Origin of the sequence: Kribbella sp. NPDC056861 (assembly GCF_040687575.1) — a bacterium.
Classification (GTDB): Bacteria; Actinomycetota; Actinomycetes; order Propionibacteriales; family Kribbellaceae; genus Kribbella.
Genome location: NZ_JBFBNQ010000001.1, coordinates 1325528 through 1346921 on the forward strand (window position 1 = coordinate 1325528; position 21394 = coordinate 1346921).

14 protein-coding genes are annotated in these 21394 nt (G+C 68.6%); 11 read left to right on the plus strand and 3 right to left on the minus strand.

The features are described from left to right. Window positions 1–28 precede the first annotated feature (28 nt). The 6 genes from AB0P21_RS06040 to AB0P21_RS06065 all read left to right on the plus strand — a co-directional run bounded on the left by AB0P21_RS06040 (window position 29) and on the right by AB0P21_RS06065 (window position 7555). Window positions 29–1195: an agmatine deiminase family protein gene (locus AB0P21_RS06040; protein WP_363694064.1), complete on the plus strand. Its 1167-nt coding sequence runs from the start codon at window positions 29–31 to the stop codon at window positions 1193–1195. Next, window positions 1192–2298 (plus strand): ABC transporter ATP-binding protein, encoded by a 1107-nt coding sequence (locus AB0P21_RS06045; protein ID WP_363694066.1) that lies wholly within the window; start codon window positions 1192–1194, stop codon window positions 2296–2298. Before AB0P21_RS06040 ends, AB0P21_RS06045 begins: the two co-directional genes overlap by 4 nt. Continuing rightward, window positions 2295–3425: a spermidine/putrescine ABC transporter substrate-binding protein gene (locus tag AB0P21_RS06050; protein WP_363694068.1), complete on the plus strand. Its 1131-nt coding sequence runs from the start codon at window positions 2295–2297 to the stop codon at window positions 3423–3425. The genes AB0P21_RS06045 and AB0P21_RS06050 overlap by 4 nt, the downstream gene beginning before the upstream one ends. Next, window positions 3422–5218: an ABC transporter permease subunit gene (locus AB0P21_RS06055; RefSeq protein ID WP_363694069.1), complete on the plus strand. Its 1797-nt coding sequence runs from the start codon at window positions 3422–3424 to the stop codon at window positions 5216–5218. The genes AB0P21_RS06050 and AB0P21_RS06055 overlap by 4 nt, the downstream gene beginning before the upstream one ends. A gap of 38 nt (window positions 5219–5256) precedes the next feature. Further along, window positions 5257–5832, plus strand: a complete 576-nt coding sequence (locus AB0P21_RS06060) for a TetR/AcrR family transcriptional regulator (protein WP_363694071.1) — start codon at window positions 5257–5259, stop codon at window positions 5830–5832. Between the two features lie 193 nt (window positions 5833–6025). Then, window positions 6026–7555, plus strand: a complete 1530-nt coding sequence (locus AB0P21_RS06065; protein ID WP_363694073.1) for an agmatine deiminase family protein — start codon at window positions 6026–6028, stop codon at window positions 7553–7555. Here AB0P21_RS06065 and AB0P21_RS06070 read toward each other — a convergent pair. Further along, window positions 7548–10010 carry an excinuclease ABC subunit UvrA gene (locus tag AB0P21_RS06070; protein ID WP_363694074.1) on the minus strand — a complete coding sequence of 821 codons (2463 nt, stop codon included), beginning with the start codon at window positions 10008–10010 and terminating at the stop codon, window positions 7548–7550. The two genes, AB0P21_RS06065 and AB0P21_RS06070, sit on opposite strands and share 8 nt — an antisense overlap. 165 nt (window positions 10011–10175) lie before the next feature. On the opposite strand from AB0P21_RS06070, the gene AB0P21_RS06075 reads away from it, so the two are divergent. Continuing rightward, window positions 10176–13361 (plus strand): TIM-barrel domain-containing protein, encoded by a 3186-nt coding sequence (locus AB0P21_RS06075; RefSeq protein ID WP_363694076.1) that lies wholly within the window; start codon window positions 10176–10178, stop codon window positions 13359–13361. 241 nt (window positions 13362–13602) lie between these two features. On the opposite strand, the gene AB0P21_RS06080 is transcribed toward AB0P21_RS06075, so the two are convergent. Together AB0P21_RS06080 and AB0P21_RS06085 are read right to left on the minus strand one after the other, a co-directional pair. Continuing rightward, the gene (locus AB0P21_RS06080) at window positions 13603–16122 is read right to left on the minus strand and encodes an FtsX-like permease family protein (protein WP_363694078.1); all 2520 of its coding nucleotides are present in this window, start codon (window positions 16120–16122) and stop codon (window positions 13603–13605) included. Between the two features lie 3 nt (window positions 16123–16125). Then, a complete protein-coding gene (locus AB0P21_RS06085; RefSeq protein ID WP_363694080.1) occupies window positions 16126–16926 on the minus strand; it encodes an ABC transporter ATP-binding protein in 801 nt (266 codons plus the stop codon). A gap of 224 nt (window positions 16927–17150) precedes the next feature. Between AB0P21_RS06085 and AB0P21_RS06090 the strand changes: the two genes are divergently transcribed. The 4 genes from AB0P21_RS06090 (at window position 17151) to AB0P21_RS06105 (ending at window position 21384) form a co-directional block, all read left to right on the plus strand. Beyond that, the gene (locus AB0P21_RS06090; RefSeq protein ID WP_363694081.1) at window positions 17151–18545 is read left to right on the plus strand and encodes a BTAD domain-containing putative transcriptional regulator; all 1395 of its coding nucleotides are present in this window, start codon (window positions 17151–17153) and stop codon (window positions 18543–18545) included. A 47-nt stretch (window positions 18546–18592) separates the two neighbouring features. After that, window positions 18593–19894, plus strand: a complete 1302-nt coding sequence (locus tag AB0P21_RS06095; RefSeq protein ID WP_363694083.1) for an NAD(P)/FAD-dependent oxidoreductase — start codon at window positions 18593–18595, stop codon at window positions 19892–19894. An 87-nt stretch (window positions 19895–19981) separates the two neighbouring features. Beyond that, window positions 19982–20689, plus strand: a complete 708-nt coding sequence (locus AB0P21_RS06100; protein WP_363694084.1) for an ANTAR domain-containing protein — start codon at window positions 19982–19984, stop codon at window positions 20687–20689. Beyond that, complete coding sequence (locus tag AB0P21_RS06105) at window positions 20686–21384, plus strand: GAF and ANTAR domain-containing protein (RefSeq protein WP_363694085.1); 699 nt, start codon at window positions 20686–20688, stop codon at window positions 21382–21384. The genes AB0P21_RS06100 and AB0P21_RS06105 overlap by 4 nt, the downstream gene beginning before the upstream one ends. The last annotated feature ends 10 nt before the right edge of the window (window positions 21385–21394 follow it).

Here is a 21394-nt window from a genome sequence, read left to right on the forward strand (position 1 = left end):
AATTAAGTCAACCACAAACTAACTCACTATGACCACCTCCACAACGCCGCTGCCGGCGCCGGCCGACGCCGATCAGGGCCTGGCCGCGAGCTATCCCGCCGAGTTGTCCCACCACGGTCTGACCGCCGTCGCCGCGACCCCGCCACCCGTGGTGGACCCGCGACTGAAGGCGTTCCGGATGCCGGCCGAGTGGGACCTGCACGAACGCACAGTGATCACCTGGCCGACCCGCCGCGAGTTGTGGGCCGGCGTCTTCGACGACGCGAAACGCGAGTACGCCACAGTGGCGCGGACGATCGCCGACTTCGAACCGGTGACCGTCGTAGCCCTGCCTGGTACGCGAGCGGAGGTGCTCGACCACTGCGGCAGCGCCAACATCGACGTCCTGGAGGCGCCGGTCGACGACTCGTGGATCCGCGACAACGGCCCGCTCGTGGTCCGTGATGCCCAGGGCAACAGACTCGGCGTCGACTTCAGCTTCAACTCGTGGGGCCGCAAGTTCCTGCCGTACGACCGGGATGCGGCGCTGACGCCACTGCTGCTCGATCATCTGGGGATCGAACGGGTGCCGGTCGACCTGGTGCTCGAAGGCGGCAGTATCAGCGTCGACGGCGCCGGCAACCTGATCACCACCGCCCAGTGCCTGCTTCACAGCAACCGCAACGCGGGCCTGTCCGAGGCCGTGATCGAAGACACTCTCCGGAGTGCGCTCGGCGTCGAAACCGTGCTGCTGTTGCCGTTCGGGCACTTGGACGACCGGCACACCGATGGCCACGTCGACGGTGTCTGCACCTACGTCGCGCCCGGCCGGGTGGTGGCCCAGACCTGTGGCGACACCGGCAACGTCAACCACGAGGCGATGGCCCGGAACCTTCGCTACCTGCGCGACAACCCCGATCACCACGGCCGGACCGTCGAGGTGCTCGGTCTGGACCTGTTCTCGTCGTTCGCCGTGCGCGGCATCACGGAGTACGTCGCCTACCCGAACTTCTACGTCGCCAACGGCGTGGTCGTCGTACCGGTCAGCGGGAACGGCGCCGACGACGAGCGCGCGCTGGAGCTGATCGGTTCGCAGTTCCCGGACCGGCAGACGATCGGCGTGACCGGTCAGGTGATCGCGTACGGCGGTGGCGGTCCGCACTGCATCACGATGCAGATCCCCGCCGCGATCGCGAAGGACGGTGCCACCCCATGACCCTGCTGACCGAGCGACCCCACTCCCCCGGCAGCTCCAGCGCCGACGTCGAGCTGATCGGGCTGGCGAAGCGGTACGGCGGAACTGTGGCCGTCGACAACCTTTCGCTCACCGTGCCCGCCGGCGAATTCGTCGCGCTGCTCGGCCCGTCCGGGTGCGGCAAGTCGACGACGTTGCGGATCCTGGCCGGTCTCGAGCAGCCCGACCAGGGTCAGGTCCGACTGTCGGGGACCGACGTGACCGGCGTACCGGCTCATCGGCGGGACATCCACACGGTGTTCCAGTCCTACGCGTTGTTCCCGCATCTCAACGTCGCGGACAACATCGCCTTCCCGTTGCGGCAACGCGGCGTCCCGCGCGCCGAGATCCGCAGCCGGGTCGCCGATGCGCTCGCCCTGGTTCATCTCCCTGCCGTCGGCAACCAAGCGGTGGCCGGCTTGTCTGGTGGCCAGCAGCAACGAATCGCGCTGGCCCGGGCCATCGTCGACCGGCCAGGAGTCCTGCTCCTGGACGAGCCGCTGTCCGCCCTCGACCGCGGTCTGCGGCAGGCGATGCAGGTGGAACTACGCCTGCTGCAACAGGATCTGGGCATCACCACCGTGCTGGTGACGCACGACCAGGAGGAGGCCCTCAGCCTCGCCGATCGGATCGTGATCATGGCCGACGGAAAGGTCGAGCAGCTCGGCACCGCGGAGCAGGTCTACGACCACCCGGCCAGCCTGTTCGTGGCCAGGTTCGTCGGTGAGCAGAACGAGATCAGCGGCGACAGCGACGGGCAAGGCCGGGTCGATCACCCGGCCGTGATGGTGGCCGCCGACCGGACCATCGAGGCCGGCCCGGCGATCGCCCTGATCCGTCCCGAACACGTCCGGGTCAGCGACGACATCGCCGGCGCGGCCGGAGTCAACAGCATCGACGGGATCGTCCGCGGGGTGAGCATCGCCGGCATCTCCAGCGCAGTACTGGTGCATTGCCGGGGCCTGAACCTGCTGGCTCGGATCCCTCGTGACGGCCGCACGCTGCCCCGCGTCGGCGACCAGATCCGCTGCTCGTGGGACCCGGCCCACGTCCGGATGTTCCCCACTCCCGGAGGAGAGTCATGACCATCAAGCACCGCCACCGGTACGCCGCCCTGCTGGCGACGGCCCTCGCGCTGGGCAGCCTCGCCGCCTGTGGATCCGCGGCCGACAAGACCGCCGAGACGCCGGCCGCGGCGTACCCGAGCGTGGTGGAGAAGGGCTCCACACTGACGATCTACTCCTGGGCGGACTACGTCTCGCCGGCGAACATCGCGCAGTTCGAGAAGGAGACCGGGGTGAAGGTCAAGGTCGACGCCTACGCCTCGGCCGAGGAGTCGGTCGCGAAGCTCCGGCTGACCCAGGGCACGAGCGGCTACGACCTCGTCGTGATGGACGGCGCCTACGTCCCCCAACTGGTCCAGGGCAAGTCCTTGCTGCCCTGGGACAAGAGCCGGCTGCCCGACTTCGCCGGGCTGTCCCCCACCTTCATCGGCAAGTCCTGGGATCCCACCAACACCTATGCGATCCCGAAGTCGGGCGGCTCGACCGGCTACGTCTGGGACAGCGCGATCGTCAAAAAGCCGCCGGCCTCCTGGAACGACTTCTACGACGCGTTCGCCGATCCCGCGGTCAAGGGCCGGACCTCGGTGGTCGACGGCGCGCCCTCCTTCGTCGGCTCCTACTTCTGGGGTCACGGCATCTCCGACCAGACCACCGAGCCCGCCGACTACCAGGCCGCTCAGCAGTACTACGAAGCCAAGGTCATGCAGCACCTCAAGGAGTTCAACTCCTACCCCCGCGCCGACCTCGCGGCCGGTGACCTCGTGCTCGCGCAGGCCTTCACCGGTGATGCCCGAGGCGCCCTGATGGACGGACCGAAGACGTTACGATTCGCCCTCGGCGCCCCGAAGACCGACCTGTACGTCGACCACTGGGTGCTGCCCAAGGGCTCCCAGAACCCGGCCGCCGCGCACGCGTTCGTCGAGTTCCTCCTCAAGCCGGCCAACGCCGCCAAGGAGACCGCGGCCCACGGCTACTACACCGGCGTCCAGGCCTCCCGGTCCTACCTGCCCGATAACCTGCCCTACAAGGAGATCGTCTTCTTCGACGAGGGCATCCCCGCAGATCGCTTCGAACCTGCCGAGGTCACTCCGGCCAGGAAGCTGGCGGTCTCCACCTTCCAACGGCTCAAGGCGGCGGGCTCCCGGTGAGCGCGCAGTTGTCCGTCCAACCTCCCCCGACCACGACAACCAGGCCCACCAGGACCGAACCCCCTCGATCCCGCTACCGATCGCCGCACAAGATCCACGGCCTACTCCCCTCACTTCCCGCCTTCACCTGGCTCTGCATCTTCTTCCTGCTGCCAGGCGCCCTGGTCGCTGTGTTCAGCCTGGGCGAGTCGACGTTCTTCGGCACCAGCCCCGTCGACCTGAGCTCCCCCTCGCTGAACCGGTACGACGAAGCAGCCGGCGACACGTTCCGGATCGTCTTCCAGAACACGCTGCAACTCTCGGTCGTCGGTACGGCGATCTGCGTCCTGCTGGCCTTCCCGATGGCCTATCTGATCACCACCCGGCTGACCGGCGCCTGGAAGTACGCCGCCATCGCGGCCGTCGTCGTGCCGTACTGGATGCCCTTCCTGCTGCGCACCTACTCCTGGCGAATCCTCCTCGGTGATCACGGCCCCCTGGCCGGCCTGCTCGGCATCGACGGACTCGGAGTACTGGACACCCTGGCCGGCGCCCAACTCGGCGTCGTCTACAACTACCTGCCACTCGCCGTGCTGCCGATCGCGGTTGCTCTCGATCGTCTCGATCCAGCACTCCGGAAGGCAGGACGCGATCTGGGCGCCAGTCCTTGGCGAGTGTTCTGGCAGGTCACCCTGCCGGCCGCGCGACCGGGGGTGATCAGCGCCGCCCTGCTGGTCTTCATCCCGCTGATGGGCGACTACGTCACGCCGTCGGTGCTTGGCGGGGTCAAGACGGCAGTGGTCGGCTCGCTGGTGAACAGCTCGTTCCTGGAGAGTCAGGACTGGGCGCTCGGCTCGGCTGCCGCAGTACTGCTGATCGCTTTGGTGCTGCTCGTCTTGGGTTGTGCCGCAGTACTGCTTCGCATCGGTACGGCGATCGTCCGGGTGGTTCGCCCGCTCGATCTGACCGCCCGGTTCGTGCGAACCCCGGCGCTGACCTTCGACGCCTGGGGTCCGGCCCTGCGCGTCTTCGGGGTCGCGTTGTGCCTCTTCCTCTGGCTGCCGATCCTGACGATCGCGGCTTACTCGTTCAACGGCGGCCGGACGCTACCGATCTGGTCGGGCTTCAGCACCCACTGGTACTCCGCGATCGGCGAGAACACCGCCCTGGTCCACGCGATCGGGGTTTCGCTGCGGGTGGCCGCACTGTCGACATTGGTGGCCGTGATCGTCGGCACGCTGGCCGGCGCCGCGCTCGCCCGCGCGTCGCGGCCGTTGCGCTGGAGCCTGCTCAGCCTGCTGCTGGTCGTCTTCATCACGCCGGAGATCGTCTCCGCGATCGGTCTCCTGCTGCTGTACGTCGGCGCCGGGCCGACGCTGGCGAACGGGACCGTCCGGCTGGTGATCGCGCACTCCGTGATCGCGATCGCGATCGTCGCGTTCGTCGTTCAGGCGCGGCTGGCGAGTCTCGATCCGCGGCTGTCCGATGCCGCCGCCGACCTCGGCGCAGCGCCGCTGTCGGTCTTTCGACAGGTGACTGCGCCACTGGCCGCGCCTGCGGTGATCGCGGCCGCCGTACTGGCTTCGACGGCTTCGCTCGACGACGTCGTCGCCTCCAGCATGCTCGGCACGGTCGGAACGACCACGCTGCCGGTCTTCATCTACTCGACTCTGCGCAACGGCCTGCGCGGAGACGCCGCAGCCGCCTCCGTCGTAGTGATGCTGGGAATCGCGCTGGGCGTCGTACTGATCGGCCTGATCCTGCAGCGCAAGGGCCAGGCGAAATCCTTCACCGACGGGCTGGTGGGCCGATGACCGCGAACCGAAAACCAGGGACAACTAGGATCGGTACCGTGACCGACCGCCGCGCTCAGCTCCTGCAGGCCACCATCGCCGTGATCGCCCGCCGCGGCGTCCGCGGAATGCGAGTCCAGGAGGTGGCCGCCGACGCCGGCGTCTCCGTGACCCTGCTCTACCACTACTTCGGCAGCCGCGAGGGTCTGCTCGAGGCGGCGCTGGTCGCGGTCAGCGATCAGGCCGGGCGGTACGCCGCCCGGGCCGCCGAGGGCGCCACCTCCGCGCGGGCCGAGCTGGTCGCCCGGTTGGTGGGCGAACTGCTCGGCACCGAAGAGGTGCAGATCAACTCCGCGGCCTGGGGTGAACTGCGCTGGGCCTCGGTGTTCGACGAGCGGCTTCGGCCGGCCGTGCACAAACTCACCGCGGAGTGGGTCGACGAGATCGCCGATCTGGTCGGCCGGGTCCGCGACGAGGAGGGCAGCAACGGCACGGTTGATGCCGGCGCTGTCGCCGAGCGGCTGGTCGCCTTGGTCGAAGGCCTGTCCGGACGCTGGCTCACCGGCGCGGTGCCGCCCGAGCATCTGCAGGACCTGCTGGCCGACGCGATCAAGATCGAGCTGCCACTCCCCTGAGTGCCCCGCACGACCTGCCGGATAGGTTGCCCCAGGCAAGCTCTCCGGAGCTGCCGCACGCCCTGAAACCCCTTGTCTGCAGGCATTTCAGGCCGTCCTATCGGTGCTCTTGACATCACTTTCCGCTGGGCGCATCGTTGCGGCAAAACTTGGATGCCAACCAAGTTTTCCGATCGACTCGAGAGGACCCAGGATGACCCAATTGGAAAGTGGAGCCCCGCCGGCGGTGCGCGGACGTGGCCTGTCCCGCCGGCAGTTCGTCGCTCGCACCGGCCTCGCTGCCGCCGGACTGGCCGCGGCCGGTGGCGGTCTGCGCGCCGTCAGCACCCACGGCGCGGCGTACGCCGCGTTGCCGTACAAGGTCCCGGGCGAGGAGGCTCTGGTCCGGCGGACCTGGATGGCCTGGCCGTCCAGTACGTCGATCTGGGGCAACCTGCTCGGCGGGATCCAGAGCGACATCGTCAAGCTGGCCAACGAGATCGTGAAGTACAACCCGGTGGTGCTCTGCGCCGATGGCACCTCCAACGCCAACACCGCCCGCAGCCGGGTCAGCGCCGCGGTCAGCGTGATCGGTTCGATCCCGGTCAACGACTGCTGGATCCGCGACACCGGGCCGGTCTTCCGGCTGGACGGCGCCGGCGGGATGGACGCGTTCGGGCTGAACTTCAACGGCTGGGGCAACGAGCAGACCCATGCCAAGGACAGCCTGGTCGCGCAGAACATCGCGATGTACGACGGGGTGTCGCTGACCAAGGCCAGTGTGATCGGCGAAGGCGGTGGCGTGATCTGCGACGGCGACGGCACCCTGATGGCCAACAAGAGCTCCTGGCTCGACCCGGCCCGCAACCCGGGCAAGAGTCTGGCGCAGATCGAGGCCGAGCTGCTCGCGCAGTACGGTGCCACCAAGATGATCTGGGGCCAGGGTGTCTCCAATGAGGACATCACCGACGACCACATCGACAGCACGGTGCTGTTCGTCCGGCCCGGTGTGGTGATCGTGCAGCTGGCCAGCCCGTCGCGGCCGGCCAGCGCCTACTCCCGGGACGCGATCGCCACCAGGAACCTGCTGCTGACGGCCAAGGACGCCAAGGGCCGCAGCTTCCAGGTGATCACCATCTACGGTCCGTCGACGCTGCCGCGGATCCCCAGCTCACAGTGGTCCACGTTCTTCGACGGCTATCTGAACTGCGCGATCACCAACTCGGCCGTCATCACCGCGCAGTTCGGCGACGCCCAGGCGGACGCGGCGGCGAAGGCGGCGCTGGAGTCCGCCTTCGGCAGGCCCGTCGTACAGCTCAATCTGGATCACCTGATGGGCGACGGCGGTGGCGGCGCGCACTGCGTCACCATGAACGAACCGCTGCCAACCACCGGCGGACCGAACCCCACCCCGACTCCGACGCCTACCCCGACCGCCGGAGTGCCTGCCGTGGTGGCAGACCGTACGACGGTACGCCGCGGCGCTCAGATCAAGGCCACCGTGACGAACGGTCCGGGCAACCCTCGCGACTGGGTCGGCCTGTATCGGGCCAGCGCCGGCAACTCGGCCGGTGGTGTCGACGAGAAGTACCTGAACGGCGGCAACAACCCGCCGTCGACCGGCCTCACCTCGGCCACCATCACCTTCACCGCGCCCAGCTCCACCGGCACCTACAACTTCCGGTTCTTCGCCGACGACGGCTACACGCTGCTGGCCACCTCGGCGAACTTCACCGTCACCTGACCAGGTACCGCCCGGTCAGGCTTTCCGGAACCTGCGGAAGGAGGGCGGGGGTGGTCGCGGCGACTATCCGGCCGCCGTCGACGCCGCCGCCCGGGCCGAGGTCGATGACGTAGTCCGCGTTCGCGATCATGTCGAGGTCGTGCTCGATCACGATCACCGTGGCGCCCGCGTCGATCAGGCGGTCGAAGACCTTCAGCAGGACGCGGATGTCGGCGGGGTGCAGGCCGACGCTCGGCTCGTCGAAGATGAAGAGGGTGCCGGACTGGCGCTTCTCCAGGTCGGTGATGAGTTTGAGGCGTTGCGCCTCGCCGCCGGACAGGGACGGGGTCGCCTCGCCGAGCAGGACGTAGCCGAGACCCACCTCGTCGAGGGTGCGGAGCCGGGCCTGCATCTTGCGCAGGCCGGTGAACTTGGTGCGGGCCTGCTCGACGGTCAGCGCGAGGGCGCCGGCCATGGTGACACCGTCGAGGGTGATCGCGTCCGCGTCGGGCCCGTACCGGCTTCCTTCGCACAGCGAGCAGGGGATGTCGACGTCGGGAAGGAACTGGACGTCGAGCGAGATCTGACCAGTGCCCTCGCACAGGGCGCAGCGCAGACTGCCGGTGTTGTAGGAGAAGTCCGCCGCGGTCAGGCCTCGCGCTCCAGCTTCTTCTGTGGCCGCGAAGGCGCGCCGGAGTTCGTCGAGTACGCCGCTGTAGGTCGCGACCGTGGACCGCACGTTTCGCCCGATCGGTGCGGCGTCGACCATCACCGTGCGATCGATGCCGCCGGCATCCAAGTGCTTCACGTGCCGGGGTAGCGGCCCGTCAGCCGTGAGAGCCGCGGCGAGGCTGTCCAGGACGAGGGTGGTCTTCCCCGAGCCGGAGACTCCGGTCACGGCAGTGAGCCGTCGTACTGGAAACGAGGCCTCGAGCGGTTGGAGGGTGAAGCGCGGACCGGTCTCGATCCGGATCCGGCCGTGCTCGAAGAGCTGGTCCTCGGCGATCCGGCGCCGGACCACGGTGTCCTCCCGGCCACTGAGGAAGCCACCGATCACGGAGGTGGCAGCCGCCGAGAGGTCCTCAACGGTGCCGGTGGCAACAATCTCGCCACCGTGCGAACCGGCGCCCGGACCGATCTCGATCAGCCAGTCGGCGTGCCGGAGTACCCGGATGTCATGGTCGACCAGGACGACGGAGTTGCCGGTCTCGACCAAGCGGCGCGCGACCGTCATCAGGGCGTCGATGTTGCTCGGGTGCAGCCCGATCGACGGCTCGTCGAGGACGTACAGCAAGCCTGTCGCGCTGCTTCGAAGCGTCCGGCTGAGCTGCACGCGCTGGAGCTCGCCAGTCGAGAGCGTGCGCGAGGCACGGCCCAGGGAGAGGTAACCGAGGCCGAGACCGAGCAGGTGTTCGGCGGTGGCGGTGAACGCCTCCACGATCTGACCCGCCATCCGGCTGAGCTCGGGCGGCGCGGCCGAGGGCAACTTGCGGACGAAGCCGGTCAGCTCGTCGAGACTCCAGGTCGACGCCTCGTCCAGCGCGATGCCGTTCAGCGTCACCGATCGCGCGCGCTCGTTCAGCCGGGAGCCACCGCACGACGGGCACTGGGCGACGTGGACGAAGCGGTCGAGCCGGGTGACCGTGGTCTCGCTCTGCGCGTTGCCGAGCGCGTCCTGGATCACCCGGTTGGCGTTCCGGTACGTCGCGTTGAGCTCGAAAGCGTTGCCTTTCTTGCTCGTGACAACCACCGTCCGCTTGGTCTCCTCGCCACTGAAGACGATCTCGCGCTCAGCCGGTGTGAGGTCCCGGAACGGCACATCGGTCCGCACCTCCAGCTGGGCAACCACTTGCGGCAGCAGGCCGGCGCCGAACGACCCCCACGCCGCCACCGCGCCGTCATTGATCGACAGCGACTCGTCCGGCACCAGCGCGTGCTGATCGATCTGGCGCGTCTCGCCGGTCCCGGCGCAGGTCTCGCAAGCGCCATCTCCGTTGAACGCGAAGGACTCCGCCCCCGGTACGGCGAAGCGCACCCCGCAGGTCGGGCAGGCGAGATGCCCGGTCGAGGCGATCTCGATGGTCGGCTGGTTCCGGTGCCCGTTGGGACACAGATGCGCCCCCAACCGCGAGTACATCAACCGAAGTGCGTTGAGCAGCTCGGTCGCAGTACCGAACGTGCTGCGAACCCCCGGTACTGCGGGCCGCTGGTGCAGCGCGATCGCAGCCGGCACGCCGTCGACGGCATCGACATCCGCCCGGGCCGCCTGCGACAACCGCCGCCGCGTGTACGCCGACAGCGCCTCCAGATAGCGGCGCGAACCCTCCGCGTACAGCACGCCCAGCGCGAGCGACGACTTGCCCGATCCCGAGACGCCGGTCAACGCCACCAGTTGCCGCAGCGGCACCTCGACGTCGACGTTCTTCAGGTTGTGGACCCGAGCACCCAGTACTACCACCTGCTCGCCCCATCGCATGGCGCCATCGTAGGCACCACGAGCTGTAGACACGCGGAGCCGGGCTGTGCTGCTATTCGGTCTGCAACAATTTCCATCGTTGTAGATTTCCGCCCCCTCCAGGATCGGAGTTCCGTCGTGCGGACGAGATCACCAGGTACTTTCCGACGGGCAGTAGCCCTCGTCGTGGCCGCGGGGGCGGTGGCTGCCGGGACGGTCATGCTGCCCGCGGCCGCCAAGCCGGACCGGCAGACGGTCGTCGCGGGCAATGCCCGCTTCCAGGTCCTCTCCCCCACCCTGATCCGGACCGAGTACGCCGGCGACGGCCGGTTCGAGGACGCCGCGACCTTCAACGCGGTCGGCCGCAAGGACTTCACTCCGGTCCCGTTCACCAGCGAGGTCGCCAACGGCGTCCTCACCATCCGGACCAGCGCCACGACGCTGACCTATCGCCTGAACTCCGGCCCGTTCGACGCCGGAAACCTGACCGTCAACCTTAAGACCGGCAGCGTCCCGGTGGCCGCCACACCGTGGCACCACCTGACCTGCGCCGCCGGCGCGCTGTGCGAGGCCGAGGACCTGGCCGCGGACGGTCTCGGTACTGCGAAGGACCACGCCGGCTACACCGGTGGCGGATTCCTCGCCGGGTTCGAAGCGGCCGGCATGCAGGCCACCGCGGACGTCCTCGTGCCAGAGGCCGGCACCTACGCGCTCACCACTCGCTACGCGAACGGCACCGGCGGCGACGGCAAGCACGAAACCCGCACGCTCAGCGTGTCGATCGACGGCGGCCCGGCCCAGCGGGTGACCTTCTCCCCGACCGCCAATTGGGATGCCTGGGCTCTGGCCTCAACTCCAGTCACCCTCAGCGCCGGGCACCACGTCGTACGGATCGTCCGCACTGCGACCGATTCGGGCAGCATCAACGTCGACAACTTCGCGGTGATCAAGCCCGGCGCCGCCTACCCGCCTGCCTCCGCTCGCGCGTTCGGCGACTGCGGCTTCGCGGTCAGTTGCGAGGCAGAGTCCGGGCTCCCGAGTGGAACGGCCATCGTGGCCAGCGACCACCCGGGGTACGCCGGTCGCGGGTTCGTCGCCGAGCTCGCAGGCGGTTCGAGTCTGACTCAGCGGATCGTCCGCGTACCCGCAGACGGCACCTACCAACTCCACCTGCGCTACGCCAACGGCACCGGCGGCGACGGCAAGCACGAGACCCGGACCGCCACTGTCGCCTCGGCCGGAGTCACCCGTACTGCGTCCTTCCCGGTGACCGCCGACTGGAACGCCTGGGGCACCGCCTCGGTCCCGGTCGACCTCAAGGCCGGTACGAACACAGTCGTCCTCGGTTGCCCGGACGCCGCGAGCTGTCACATCAACATCGACACGATCGCCGCCACTCCCACCGGCGCGACTGCACCACAACCGCATCTCGCGCTCGGCGGCTACCGACGCGGGCTCGACGGCGTCAACGCAGACAACGGCGTACCGAGCACCACCGCCGGGCTGCTGCATCAAGACGGCTGGTACCTGCTCGACGACACCAGCTCGGCGCTCTACAACTCCCAGACCAAGCAGGTCACGCAGCGCTCAGCGCGCGGCGGCAACCAGTACCAGGACGGCTATCTCTTTGCCTACGGCCACCAGTACAAGACCGGCCTGGGCGATCTGAAGACACTCACCGGGCCGGCCCAACTGCTGCCGCGCTGGGCCTACGGCGTCTGGTACTCGGAGTACATCGACCGCACCGCGGTCGACTACAAGACCATCATGGCCCGCTTCCGGGCCGAGGGCGTGCCGCTCGATGTGCTTGCCATCGACACCGACTTCAAGTCACCGGACACCTGGAACGGCTGGCAGTTCGACACCGCCAAGTTCCCCGACCCGAAGGCGTTCTTCGACTGGTCGAAGTCACAGGGTCTGCACGCCAACCTGAACATCCATCCCAGCATCATGGGCAACGACCCGCAGTTCGCCCGCGCGATGGCCACCGCCAAGGGCATGCTGACCAAGTCCGGCTGCGGCGCCGACTGCTACACCTTCGACTGGGGCGACCCCGACCAGCTCAAGGCCTACCTCGACCTGCACTCCGAGATGATGGCCCAGGGCAACGACTTCTGGTGGCTCGACTGGTGCTGCGACAGCTCCCGCTCCAGCCTGCCCGGCGTCACACCTGATGCCTGGATCAACCAGCAGTACGCCGACCTGGCCGCACCCGCGACCGGTCGTGGGTTCGTCATCTCGCGGGCCTATGGATCGCTGCAGGCTGGTGGCTACGGCAATCCCCTCCCGCTCGCCACCGGCCCGTGGGCGGACAAGCGCAGCACGCTGCACTTCACCGGCGACACCGCCTCGAACTGGAACACGCTTCGACTCGAGGTCGGCTCCACCCCGGCCGAGTCGGTAGCGACCGGCATGTCCGCAATCAGCCACGACATCGGCGGCCACAACGACACCACCGGACTGCCCGGCAGCGAGGTCTACCAGTCGGGCGGGCAGGAGCGTCGTACGAACAAACTGCCGGACGACATGTACGCCCGCTGGGTCCAGCTCGGCACCTTCCAGCCGATCGACCGGCTGCACAGCAACCACAGCGACCGGCTGCCCTGGCAGTACGGAACCGACGCCGCGAAGTCCGCGACCAAGTTCCTCAACCTGCGCGAGAACCTCGTCCCCTACACCTACACGCTCGCCCAGCAAGCCACCGCGACCGGCGTACCGGTGGTGCGGCCGATGTACCTCGAGTACCCCGAGGAGCCGAACGCCTACGCCACCGCGGCCAGCCAGTACCTCTACGGCCCCGACCTCCTGATCGCCCCGGTCACCACCCCTGGGGCACAGTCGACCACCAGCGTCTGGTTCCCACCCGGCCAGTGGACCGACTACTTCACGGGCAAGGTCTACACCGGCGGCACCACCCAGCAGGTCACCACCACCCTCGGAACCATGCCGGTCTTCCAACGCTCGGGCGGCATCACCATCACCCGCACGAACAACGTCACCAACGACACCCAGAACCCGTTGACGAAGGCCACGGCCACCATCGCAACCGGTGCCTCCGGCAACTTCACGCTGTTCGAGGACGACGGCACCACTACCGACCAGACGCAGAAAGCCACCACGGAACTCGACTACCAGGAAACCCCCGGCCGACACGAACTCACGATCGAGCCGACCCAGGGCCGCTTCGCCGGCCAGGTGGCGGAACGAGAGTGGACGGTGAAACTCCTCGGCGTCACTGCGGCGCCTAGCCGTATCAGCCTCAACGGCCAGCGGCTTGATGCTGCCAGGTGGTCGTGGGACAGCACTGGCAACACGCTCACGGTGAGTGCACCGTCGCAGCGGACGAAGACACCGCTCAGGATCTCTTACTGAGGTAAGCAGGTGCTGGGCTGGTCCGGGATCACGCCGGATCAGCCCAGCGCTTGCTGAGTTGGAGTGCACATGCGGGCCTGACAGCCGAGGCGAGCGCCAGCCATGCGCTCGCGAGACGCTCAGCATCTGCAGCGCGACTGCCCTCTTTCAGTTCGCGCGACGTAGGAGCGCCTCACCAAAGGGTGGGTGGGGCGCCGAGTAGCGAGCGACGCAGGAGCGAGCAGCGAGGCAGCGTGGGGTATTACTCTTTGGCGCCAACATGGTCGACCGGCGGGGTACGGAGCAGCCGGCTGATCGGCAGGACGGTGGTGGCCATCGCCAACAGCGTGGCGCCACCAAGTACCGCGACCCAGCCGAGCGGTGGGACGAACGGAATCGGGTCACCAGTCAGCGTGGCCACGACCGCGACCAGGGTGAGAGCTGCAATCGTCCCGCCGATGGCGAGAGCGACACCCAGCAGACCAGCCTGCTCGGCATGCACCATGCGCTTGACCTGGCGACGAGTGACTCCCGCCAGCCGGAGCAGAGCCAGCTCGCGGCGCCGCGCCACCGCGGCCATCACCATCGTGTTGGCAGCAGCGAGTGCCGCATAGCCGACCATGACCCCGATCAACAGCTTGTTCAACCAGGCACTGAGAGCGAGATCGTCAGCGAGCTTGCCGTTGAGCTCCCCCGTACCCACGAAACTACTGGTCGGATAATGCGCCGCAACCTCGGCAAGCGCCCCCGCATCAAAGCCCGGAGAAGTCCGGATCAGCACTTCGTCCAGACCACCACCCACAGCCTCCCGACTGAGAACGACATCACCAAACCCGAGCCCCCGCTCATAGATCGCAACCACCCGCAGCTTCTTCGCAGTACCGTCGCCGAGCCAGATCTCCACCTGCTCACCCAACTTCCACCCCTGCGAGGATGCACGCAGCGCCGAGACCGCAACAGTGTCTCCGCGCAACTCGCTCAGGCTCCCCTGCTCGACCTTCAGATCCATCGTCGCGTCAGCCCCGACCGGATCGATCGCGCGAGCGGGCACCACCTCGGCGCCGTCCATGATCCGCACCAGCACCGAAGTACGCCGTACGCCGGTGACCGCCTCCACCCCCGGAGTCGCCCGCAACTCATCGACAGCCTTGGCAGGCAAACCGCCAGGCGCGACCAACGCGTGTTGCGCCCGCATCCCATCACGACTCTGCTCGACAGTCGCCCGCTGCAGGTTGTCCTGCAGGAACCACACCGAGCCACCGAAGCCGACCGCCAGTACCAGCGCGGTGAGCACAGTCGCCATGCCTTGCGCATTCGCCTTCAGGTTCGCGGTGGCCAGGAAACCACTGGTACCCCAGACCCGATTCAGCACCGGCGCCAGCAGCTTGGCGGCGAAGCGGTTGATCCACGGCGCGAGCAGCCCGACCGCGATGACGAACAGATAGAGCATCCCGACCGCGGCGGCGAGCGCCGACTGTCCCCCGAGGCCGATGCTGGCCACGCTCGAGGACACGCCGCCGAGCAGCGTCACCAGACCGAAGCCGAGCCGGACCTTGCCACTGCGCGCAGGCTCGACAGCAGCTTCGCCGAGCGCCTCGGTCGGCCGGATGGCGGTGATGCGCCTGGCGGCAATCAAGCTGGCCAGTACTGCGAACAGAGTCGTCACAGCAACCGCCGCCAACGCCGCAAGTGCACCGTTGACCATCGGGAACTCAGCCGGGACGAACCCCCGGCTGACCAGCTCGCCGACGGCCCAGTGAGTGGTGAGGAGACCCAACGGGACTCCAGCAATCGCGGCGGCAAGCCCCGTCAGCGCGGCCTCGGCCATCAGCATCCGGCGTACCTGACCTGGCGTCGCGCCGATCGCCCGCAGCAAAGCGAGATCACGGCGGCGGTGCCGGACGGACAGCCCGACCGTGCCGGCCACCACGCAGATGATCAGCAGGACGATGTAGCCGCCGAACGCCGCGCCGATCTGGATCAGCAGGTCCTTGGCCTGCGCGGCTATTCCGGACTGCTCGGCCTTGGCGCGGTCATCGCCTGTATAGGCCTTTGCCGCAACGGACTCCGCGAGTTGGCCGACGGTCGCTGCAACGGCGGACTGATCGGCATCGGGCGTTGTCATGACGCCGATGGCATCCACCCGGCCGGGGTGGGGTGCGAGTGCCGTGGCTTGAGCATCGGTGAAGAACAGTGCAGCGGGTTGGTCGCCGGCGGTCGCGTAGGCCGTACTCGTCCGCGGGCTCTGATCGGCAATGCCGGCGATCCGGAAGCGGTGCGCAGTACCGGCGATGGTGAGGTCTGTCGACTGGCCGACACGGAGATGCGCATCAGAGGAGACGACGATGTCGCCAGCTCGGCGCGGCTCTGACCCAGCAATCAGCCGGTACGGCGTGAGCGCGGCGCTGCTCCAGCCATGACCGACTGCCGACCCGAAGGCCTGGGACAGGATCGGGATGGAGTGGTCGGGAACGGCGGCCGCGACCCCGGGGATCTGCTGGATCTTCTCGACCAGGTCAGCCGGGACGGTGCCGCCATCGGGCAGGTTCACTGTCGTCTTGTAGGGATCGCCGCCGATTTCCTTGCCGGTGAAGGTGATGTCGCGGTCGGCGACCACGATCGCAGTACCGGCGTAGCGCTGGGGCTCGGGCCGGTAACGCAGACCCGACTCGATCAGCACACCCATCGTGGTCAGGATCATCACGCCCACGGCGAGCGCGAGCAGGGTCGCGATGACACTGCCGGGGCGGCGACGCAGCATGCCGTAGGCAAGATTCGTCATCGGTCAGCCCTCCCGGTTCAGCTGCGGGCGGCCACCGAGGGAAGCCAGCTGCTCGGCGATGCGATCGGCGCCGGGCTGCGGCAGGTCCGCGACGATCCGGCCGTCGGCGAGCACCATCACGCGATCGGCGTACGACGCAGCCACCGGGTCGTGGGTGACCATGATGACCGTCTGGCCCTGCTCGTCGACCGTCGACCGCAACAGGCCCAGTACTTCGGCAGCGGTCTGGGTGTCGAGAGCGCCGGTCGGCTCATCGCAGAAGATCACGTCGGGACGCATCGCAAGGGCCCGGGCGATCGCGACGCGCTGCTGCTGGCCGCCGGAGAGCTGAGCCGGCCGGTGGTGCAGGCGGTCGCCGAGTCCGACCCGGTCGACCACTTCGGTCAGCCATCGACTGTCGGGGCGGGCGCCGGACAGGCGCAGCGGCAAGGTGATGTTCTCCTCGACCGTCAGCGCGCTGATCAGGTTGAAGGCCTGGAAGACGAAGCCGATCTTGGTCCGGCGGAGCTTGGTCAGCTTGGTCTCCGACATGGCGGACAGCTCCGTCTCGCCGATCCAGACCCGGCCGGAGGTGGGACGGTCGAGCCCGGCCGCGGTCTGCAGCAGCGTGCTCTTGCCGGAGCCCGACTGGCCCATCACGGCGGTGAAGGTGCCACGGGCGAAGGTGGCGTCCACGCCGTCCAGAGCAGTCACCGGCTGACCGCCGGCGGCGTAGATCCGGGTGAGCTGGTCGACGCGGACGGCGGCCTGGTTGGTGGGGTCGATGAGCAGCTCGTGCTCTGGTGTCGCGCTGAGGAGGGACATACCAAAACGCTATGGCGATTCGGCCGCCCTCAACATGCAGCCTCCAGGCCAACCGAGGTAGAGCAGGCACTACCGTCGCCGGCTCCCGTCCAGGGCCAGATCGAACTGCTACCAGGCCTTCAAGACCGCCCTGTGCAGCTAGGCTCCAGTATATACCGCCTGGTTGGGCGGTGGCTTGGCTCGGGTAGTACTGGCAGCGGGGATCTAGGGACCACATGTCGCAGGTGAGTTCGAGCATCCTGGGCACGCTACGTGTTCAGGTGGACGGCGCTGTGCTGCCTGCGGCGCGGCCGGCGGTTCGCAATGTGCTCGGCGCCTTGCTGCTGCACCCGGGCGAGACGCTGAACGCCGCTCGGGTGGCTGAGCTCGGCTGGGGGCCGGGCGGTTGCTCCAGCGGCGCGTTGCAGACGACGGTGACCCGGCTCCGGGACTGGCTCAAGGAACATTGTGGGCCGGGCGCAACCGTTGACTGGGACGGCCACGGGTACCGGCTCGACCTGCCTGACGCGGAAGACCACTTCGCGCAGTACCAGCAGCTCACGCTGGCGGCGCGGCCGACCGATCCGGCGGAGGGCGCGGCCGCGCTGCACCACGCGCTCAGCCTGTGGCGCGGGCCGATCTTTGCCGACGGCCCCGAATGGATCCGCACCGATCCGCTGGTCCGCCGGTGGGAGGAGTCCCGGATCAGCCTCGCTCTCGAGTTCGCCATCGCGGCTCAGCAGGCGGGCACCCCGGACTTCGCGCTGGACCAACTGGAGCAACTGGCCGCCGAGCTCCCGTACGACGAACGAGTCCACGCGCGACTGCTGACCACCTTGCTGGCCTCCGGCCGGCGAGCCGAGGCCCTCCGCCGGTACGACGAGGTACGGCGCCGGCTGGCCGACGAGCTGGGAGTGAGCCCCAGCTCGGAGCTGGCCGAGATCCACAGCGAAATGGTCAGCGAGCCCCGGTCGGCTCGGCCGCCACTACGCGACCCACTGAAAGCCGGCGAGCTGGTGATCGGCAGCCACGAGGCCATGATCGCGCTGCCCGAGGTCCGCGCGCTGCTGGCCGAGATGAAGCTGCGGCACCCGGAGATCGCCCTCAAGGTCCGCCATCTCGATTTCGTCGAGCAGGTGACCGCCCTGCCGCAGGGCCAGGCGGACGTCATCGTCGCCTATCTCCCGGTCCCGCCCGGGGTGCCGGTCGAGCCGCTCTCCACCGGGACCCGAGTCGTTGTCGTCAGCAACGATCACGAGCTGGCCTCGCGGAAGAGTCTCACCTTGGCCGACATGGCGAACCGGATCGTGGTCAGCCTGTCTCCCAGCGTCCATCAGGAGTACCGGGACTTCTGGGCCGTCGACCCGCGACCGGACGGCAGCCCGGTCGTCTACACCGACGACGAGGTGACGAACCTCGAGGAGCTGTTCTCCGCAGTGGCCCACGGCCCGCACATCACGGTGGTACCGGCGGCCTGCCGGGAGTTGTATCCGCGCCCCGACATCACCTACATCGACGTGCTCGACATGGAGCCGATCACCGTCGCCCTGGCCTGGATGCCCGGCCCCGAAGGCCCGGCCATCAGCACCCTGGTCAAGGTGGCCCGCCGCCTGCGCAAGGCGGTCACCGCGGAGGGCTGATCGTCGGGCCCGGTTTGGCGAATCGCCACAACTGGTACCGGGGCTGCATGGACAAGCCGAGGATCGTCATCGTGGGCGCGGGATTCGCCGGATTCCACGCGGCCCGCCGACTGCACCGGCTGGTCAGGAACAAGGCCGAGATCGTGCTGGTCAACCCCACCGACTACTTCCTGTACGTGCCGCTGCTCCCGGAGGTGGCGACCGGCATCATCGAGTCCCGGCGGGTGACCATCTCGCTGGCCGAGACGCTGTCCGGCGTACGGCTGGTCCTCGGCGAGGTCGACGGTCTGGACCTCGACGACAGAACAATCCGGTACGCCGATCCGACGGGCACCCGAGGCGAGCTGGCCTACGACCAGCTGGTCATCGCGGCCGGCAGCGTCAACAAGCTGCTGCCGATCCCCGGCATCGCGGAGTACGCGCACGGCTTCCGCGGGATCCCCGAGGCTGTCTTCCTCCGTGACCACCTGACCAAGCAACTCGAACTGGCCGACGCGACCGACGACCAGGCGAGCCGCGACGCGCTGTGCACCTTCGTGGTCGTCGGCGCCGGCTACACCGGGACCGAGGTCGCCGCCCATGGCGTGCTCTTCACCGAGCTGCTGAGGAAGCGGCACCCCCGGCTGCGCGACCAGCGGCTGCGCTGGCTACTGCTCGATGTCGCCGGTCGGGTCCTGCCGGAGTTGGACGAGCGCCTCTCCAAGACGGCGGACCAGGTACTGCGTCAGCGTGGCGTCGAGGTGAAGCTCGGATTGTCGGTCGAGGAGGCCGGGCCTGACGGCGTACGGCTCACCGACCAGAGCGAGCTGGCGACCCGATCGCTGATCTGGTGTGTCGGCGTGCGTCCCGATCCGGTGGTCGACGGGCTCGGGCTGAAGACCGACAAGGGGCGGTTGGTGGTCGACGAGTATCTCCAGGTGCCGGGGCATCCCGAGGTGTTCGCCTGCGGTGACGCCGCTGCCGTGCCCGACCTGACCCGGCCGGGCGAGGTCACTCCGATGACGGCGCAGCACGCTGAACGACAGGGCAAGCAGGCCGCCGACAATGTCGCGGCCAGCTTCGGGATCGGCGAAGTACGGCCGTACCGCCATCAGGATCTGGGGTTCGTCGTCGACCTGGGCGGTACCCAGGCAGCAGCCAATCCGCTGCACATCCCGCTGGCCGGCCTGCCCGCGAAGGTCGTCACTCGCGGCTATCACTTGCTGTCGATGCCGGGCAACCGAGTCCGGACGGCCGCCGACTGGCTCTTCGATGCCGTTCTGGGCCGTCAGACCACCCAGCTCGACGTCATCCCGGCCGACCGGGTACCGCTCGAAACTGCCGCTCCGGAGCGGGTCGACGGCGGGTGAGGCTCGTTGCCGCCACCGATCCGTGCAAAGGTGGTTGGTACTGCTTCGATGCCGGGGCGATGACCTGTAAGCGATGGATGGCGACCGATGAGCGAGCTGGATCCGACCACGCTGCTGGGGCGCCTGGCCAAGTTGATCGCTGACGACGATCCCGCCAGGCCGTTGGAGGAGCGGCTGTGCCGGGCCTACCTGGCGATCCTGGGCGGCGACGGCGCCGCGATCACCTTGTCCTACAACGATCCCGACCGGGTCACGCTGTTCGCGACCGATGATCTCGCGGCCCGGCTCGAGGACCTCCAGGACGTGCTCGGCGAAGGGCCGGGGCCTACGGCGTACGGGTCGGAGACGATCACGGTGGCCGATCTGCGCGCCGAGGAGAGTCGGTGGCCGCTGTTCGCCGACGCCGCCCGCTCCATTCCTGGCGCCGCGGTGGTGTACTCGGTGCCGATCCGTCCGTGGAACCACGGAGCGGTCGGCGTCCTGACCGTTCATCAGGACGGCGGCGACCTGCCGGCCAGCGACCGGGCCCAGTTCCTGGCGAACGCGATCGGCGCGGCGCTGGCCAAGGATCCGCCGGACGAGTCGGAGCTCAGATCCGGGCCGTGGGCGACCCGCTCGGAGGTGCACCAGGCGACCGGCATGGTGGTGGCCCAGCTGCACGTCAGTCCGGAGGACGCGCTGGCCCTGCTCAGGGCCCATGCGTTCTCCCACAATCTCTCGTTGGCACAGGTCGCCCAGGAGATCACCAGCCGACGCCTGTACTTCTCCGATGACGCTGAAAGCGAGAACTCATGACTGCCGCCGGCGCCTCCCAAGCCCTGGTCGACGCCGCTGCCGCGATGGTCGGACAGCGCGATGTCGCCGGTACGTTGTCGCGGCTGCTGGACGACTGCGCGAAAGCCACCGCCGCGGACGCGATCGGGATGCTGGTGAAGGACGACCAGAGCCGGCTGGAGGTGCTGAGCGCGACGTCGCACCAGGTGACCGAGCTCGAGCTGTACCAGTTGCAGCAGGACATCGGCCCGTGTATCGACGCCAGCCGCGACGGGATCGCCTTGTCGGTCAAGGGTGCGGAGGAGATCGTCAGCCGCTGGGGCGAGGTCGGCCAGGCGATCGTGGCCGCCGGGTTCCAGGCCGTGCACGCCGTACCGCTGCGGTGGCACGGTCAGCTGATCGGCGCGATGAACGCCTTCCACGCCGACCCGGCCACCGCCGGCCAGGCCCAGCAGCTGACCCAGGCGTTCGCCGACATCGCGACCGTCGTCATCGTCCAGTCCACCGACCTGACCGCGAGCCAGCTCGATGAGCGGATCGGCATCGCGCTCGCCGGGCGCACCGTGATCGAACAGGCCAAGGGCGTGCTCGCGCACACCACCGGCGTCGATATGGCGACCGCCTATCAGCGACTCACCGAGCGTGCCGCCGCGAACGGCTCCACCCTCACCGAGACGGCCGGCGAGATCATCCGGCAGGCCCAGCGACGAACCTGAGGAACTCGCG

Coding starts and splice junctions, on each gene's coding strand:
- AB0P21_RS06040 (WP_363694064.1), top strand. CDS start 29: ATGACCACCTCCACAACGCCGCTGCCGGCGCCGGCCGACGCCGATCAG.
- AB0P21_RS06045 (WP_363694066.1), top strand. CDS start 1,192: ATGACCCTGCTGACCGAGCGACCCCACTCCCCCGGCAGCTCCAGCGCC.
- AB0P21_RS06050 (WP_363694068.1), top strand. CDS start 2,295: ATGACCATCAAGCACCGCCACCGGTACGCCGCCCTGCTGGCGACGGCC.
- AB0P21_RS06065 (WP_363694073.1), top strand. CDS start 6,026: ATGACCCAATTGGAAAGTGGAGCCCCGCCGGCGGTGCGCGGACGTGGC.
- AB0P21_RS06070 (WP_363694074.1), bottom strand. CDS start 10,010: ATGCGATGGGGCGAGCAGGTGGTAGTACTGGGTGCTCGGGTCCACAAC.
- AB0P21_RS06080 (WP_363694078.1), bottom strand. CDS start 16,122: ATGACGAATCTTGCCTACGGCATGCTGCGTCGCCGCCCCGGCAGTGTC.
- AB0P21_RS06085 (WP_363694080.1), bottom strand. CDS start 16,926: ATGTCCCTCCTCAGCGCGACACCAGAGCACGAGCTGCTCATCGACCCC.
- AB0P21_RS06095 (WP_363694083.1), top strand. CDS start 18,593: ATGGACAAGCCGAGGATCGTCATCGTGGGCGCGGGATTCGCCGGATTC.
- AB0P21_RS06100 (WP_363694084.1), top strand. CDS start 19,982: ATGAGCGAGCTGGATCCGACCACGCTGCTGGGGCGCCTGGCCAAGTTG.
- AB0P21_RS06105 (WP_363694085.1), top strand. CDS start 20,686: ATGACTGCCGCCGGCGCCTCCCAAGCCCTGGTCGACGCCGCTGCCGCG.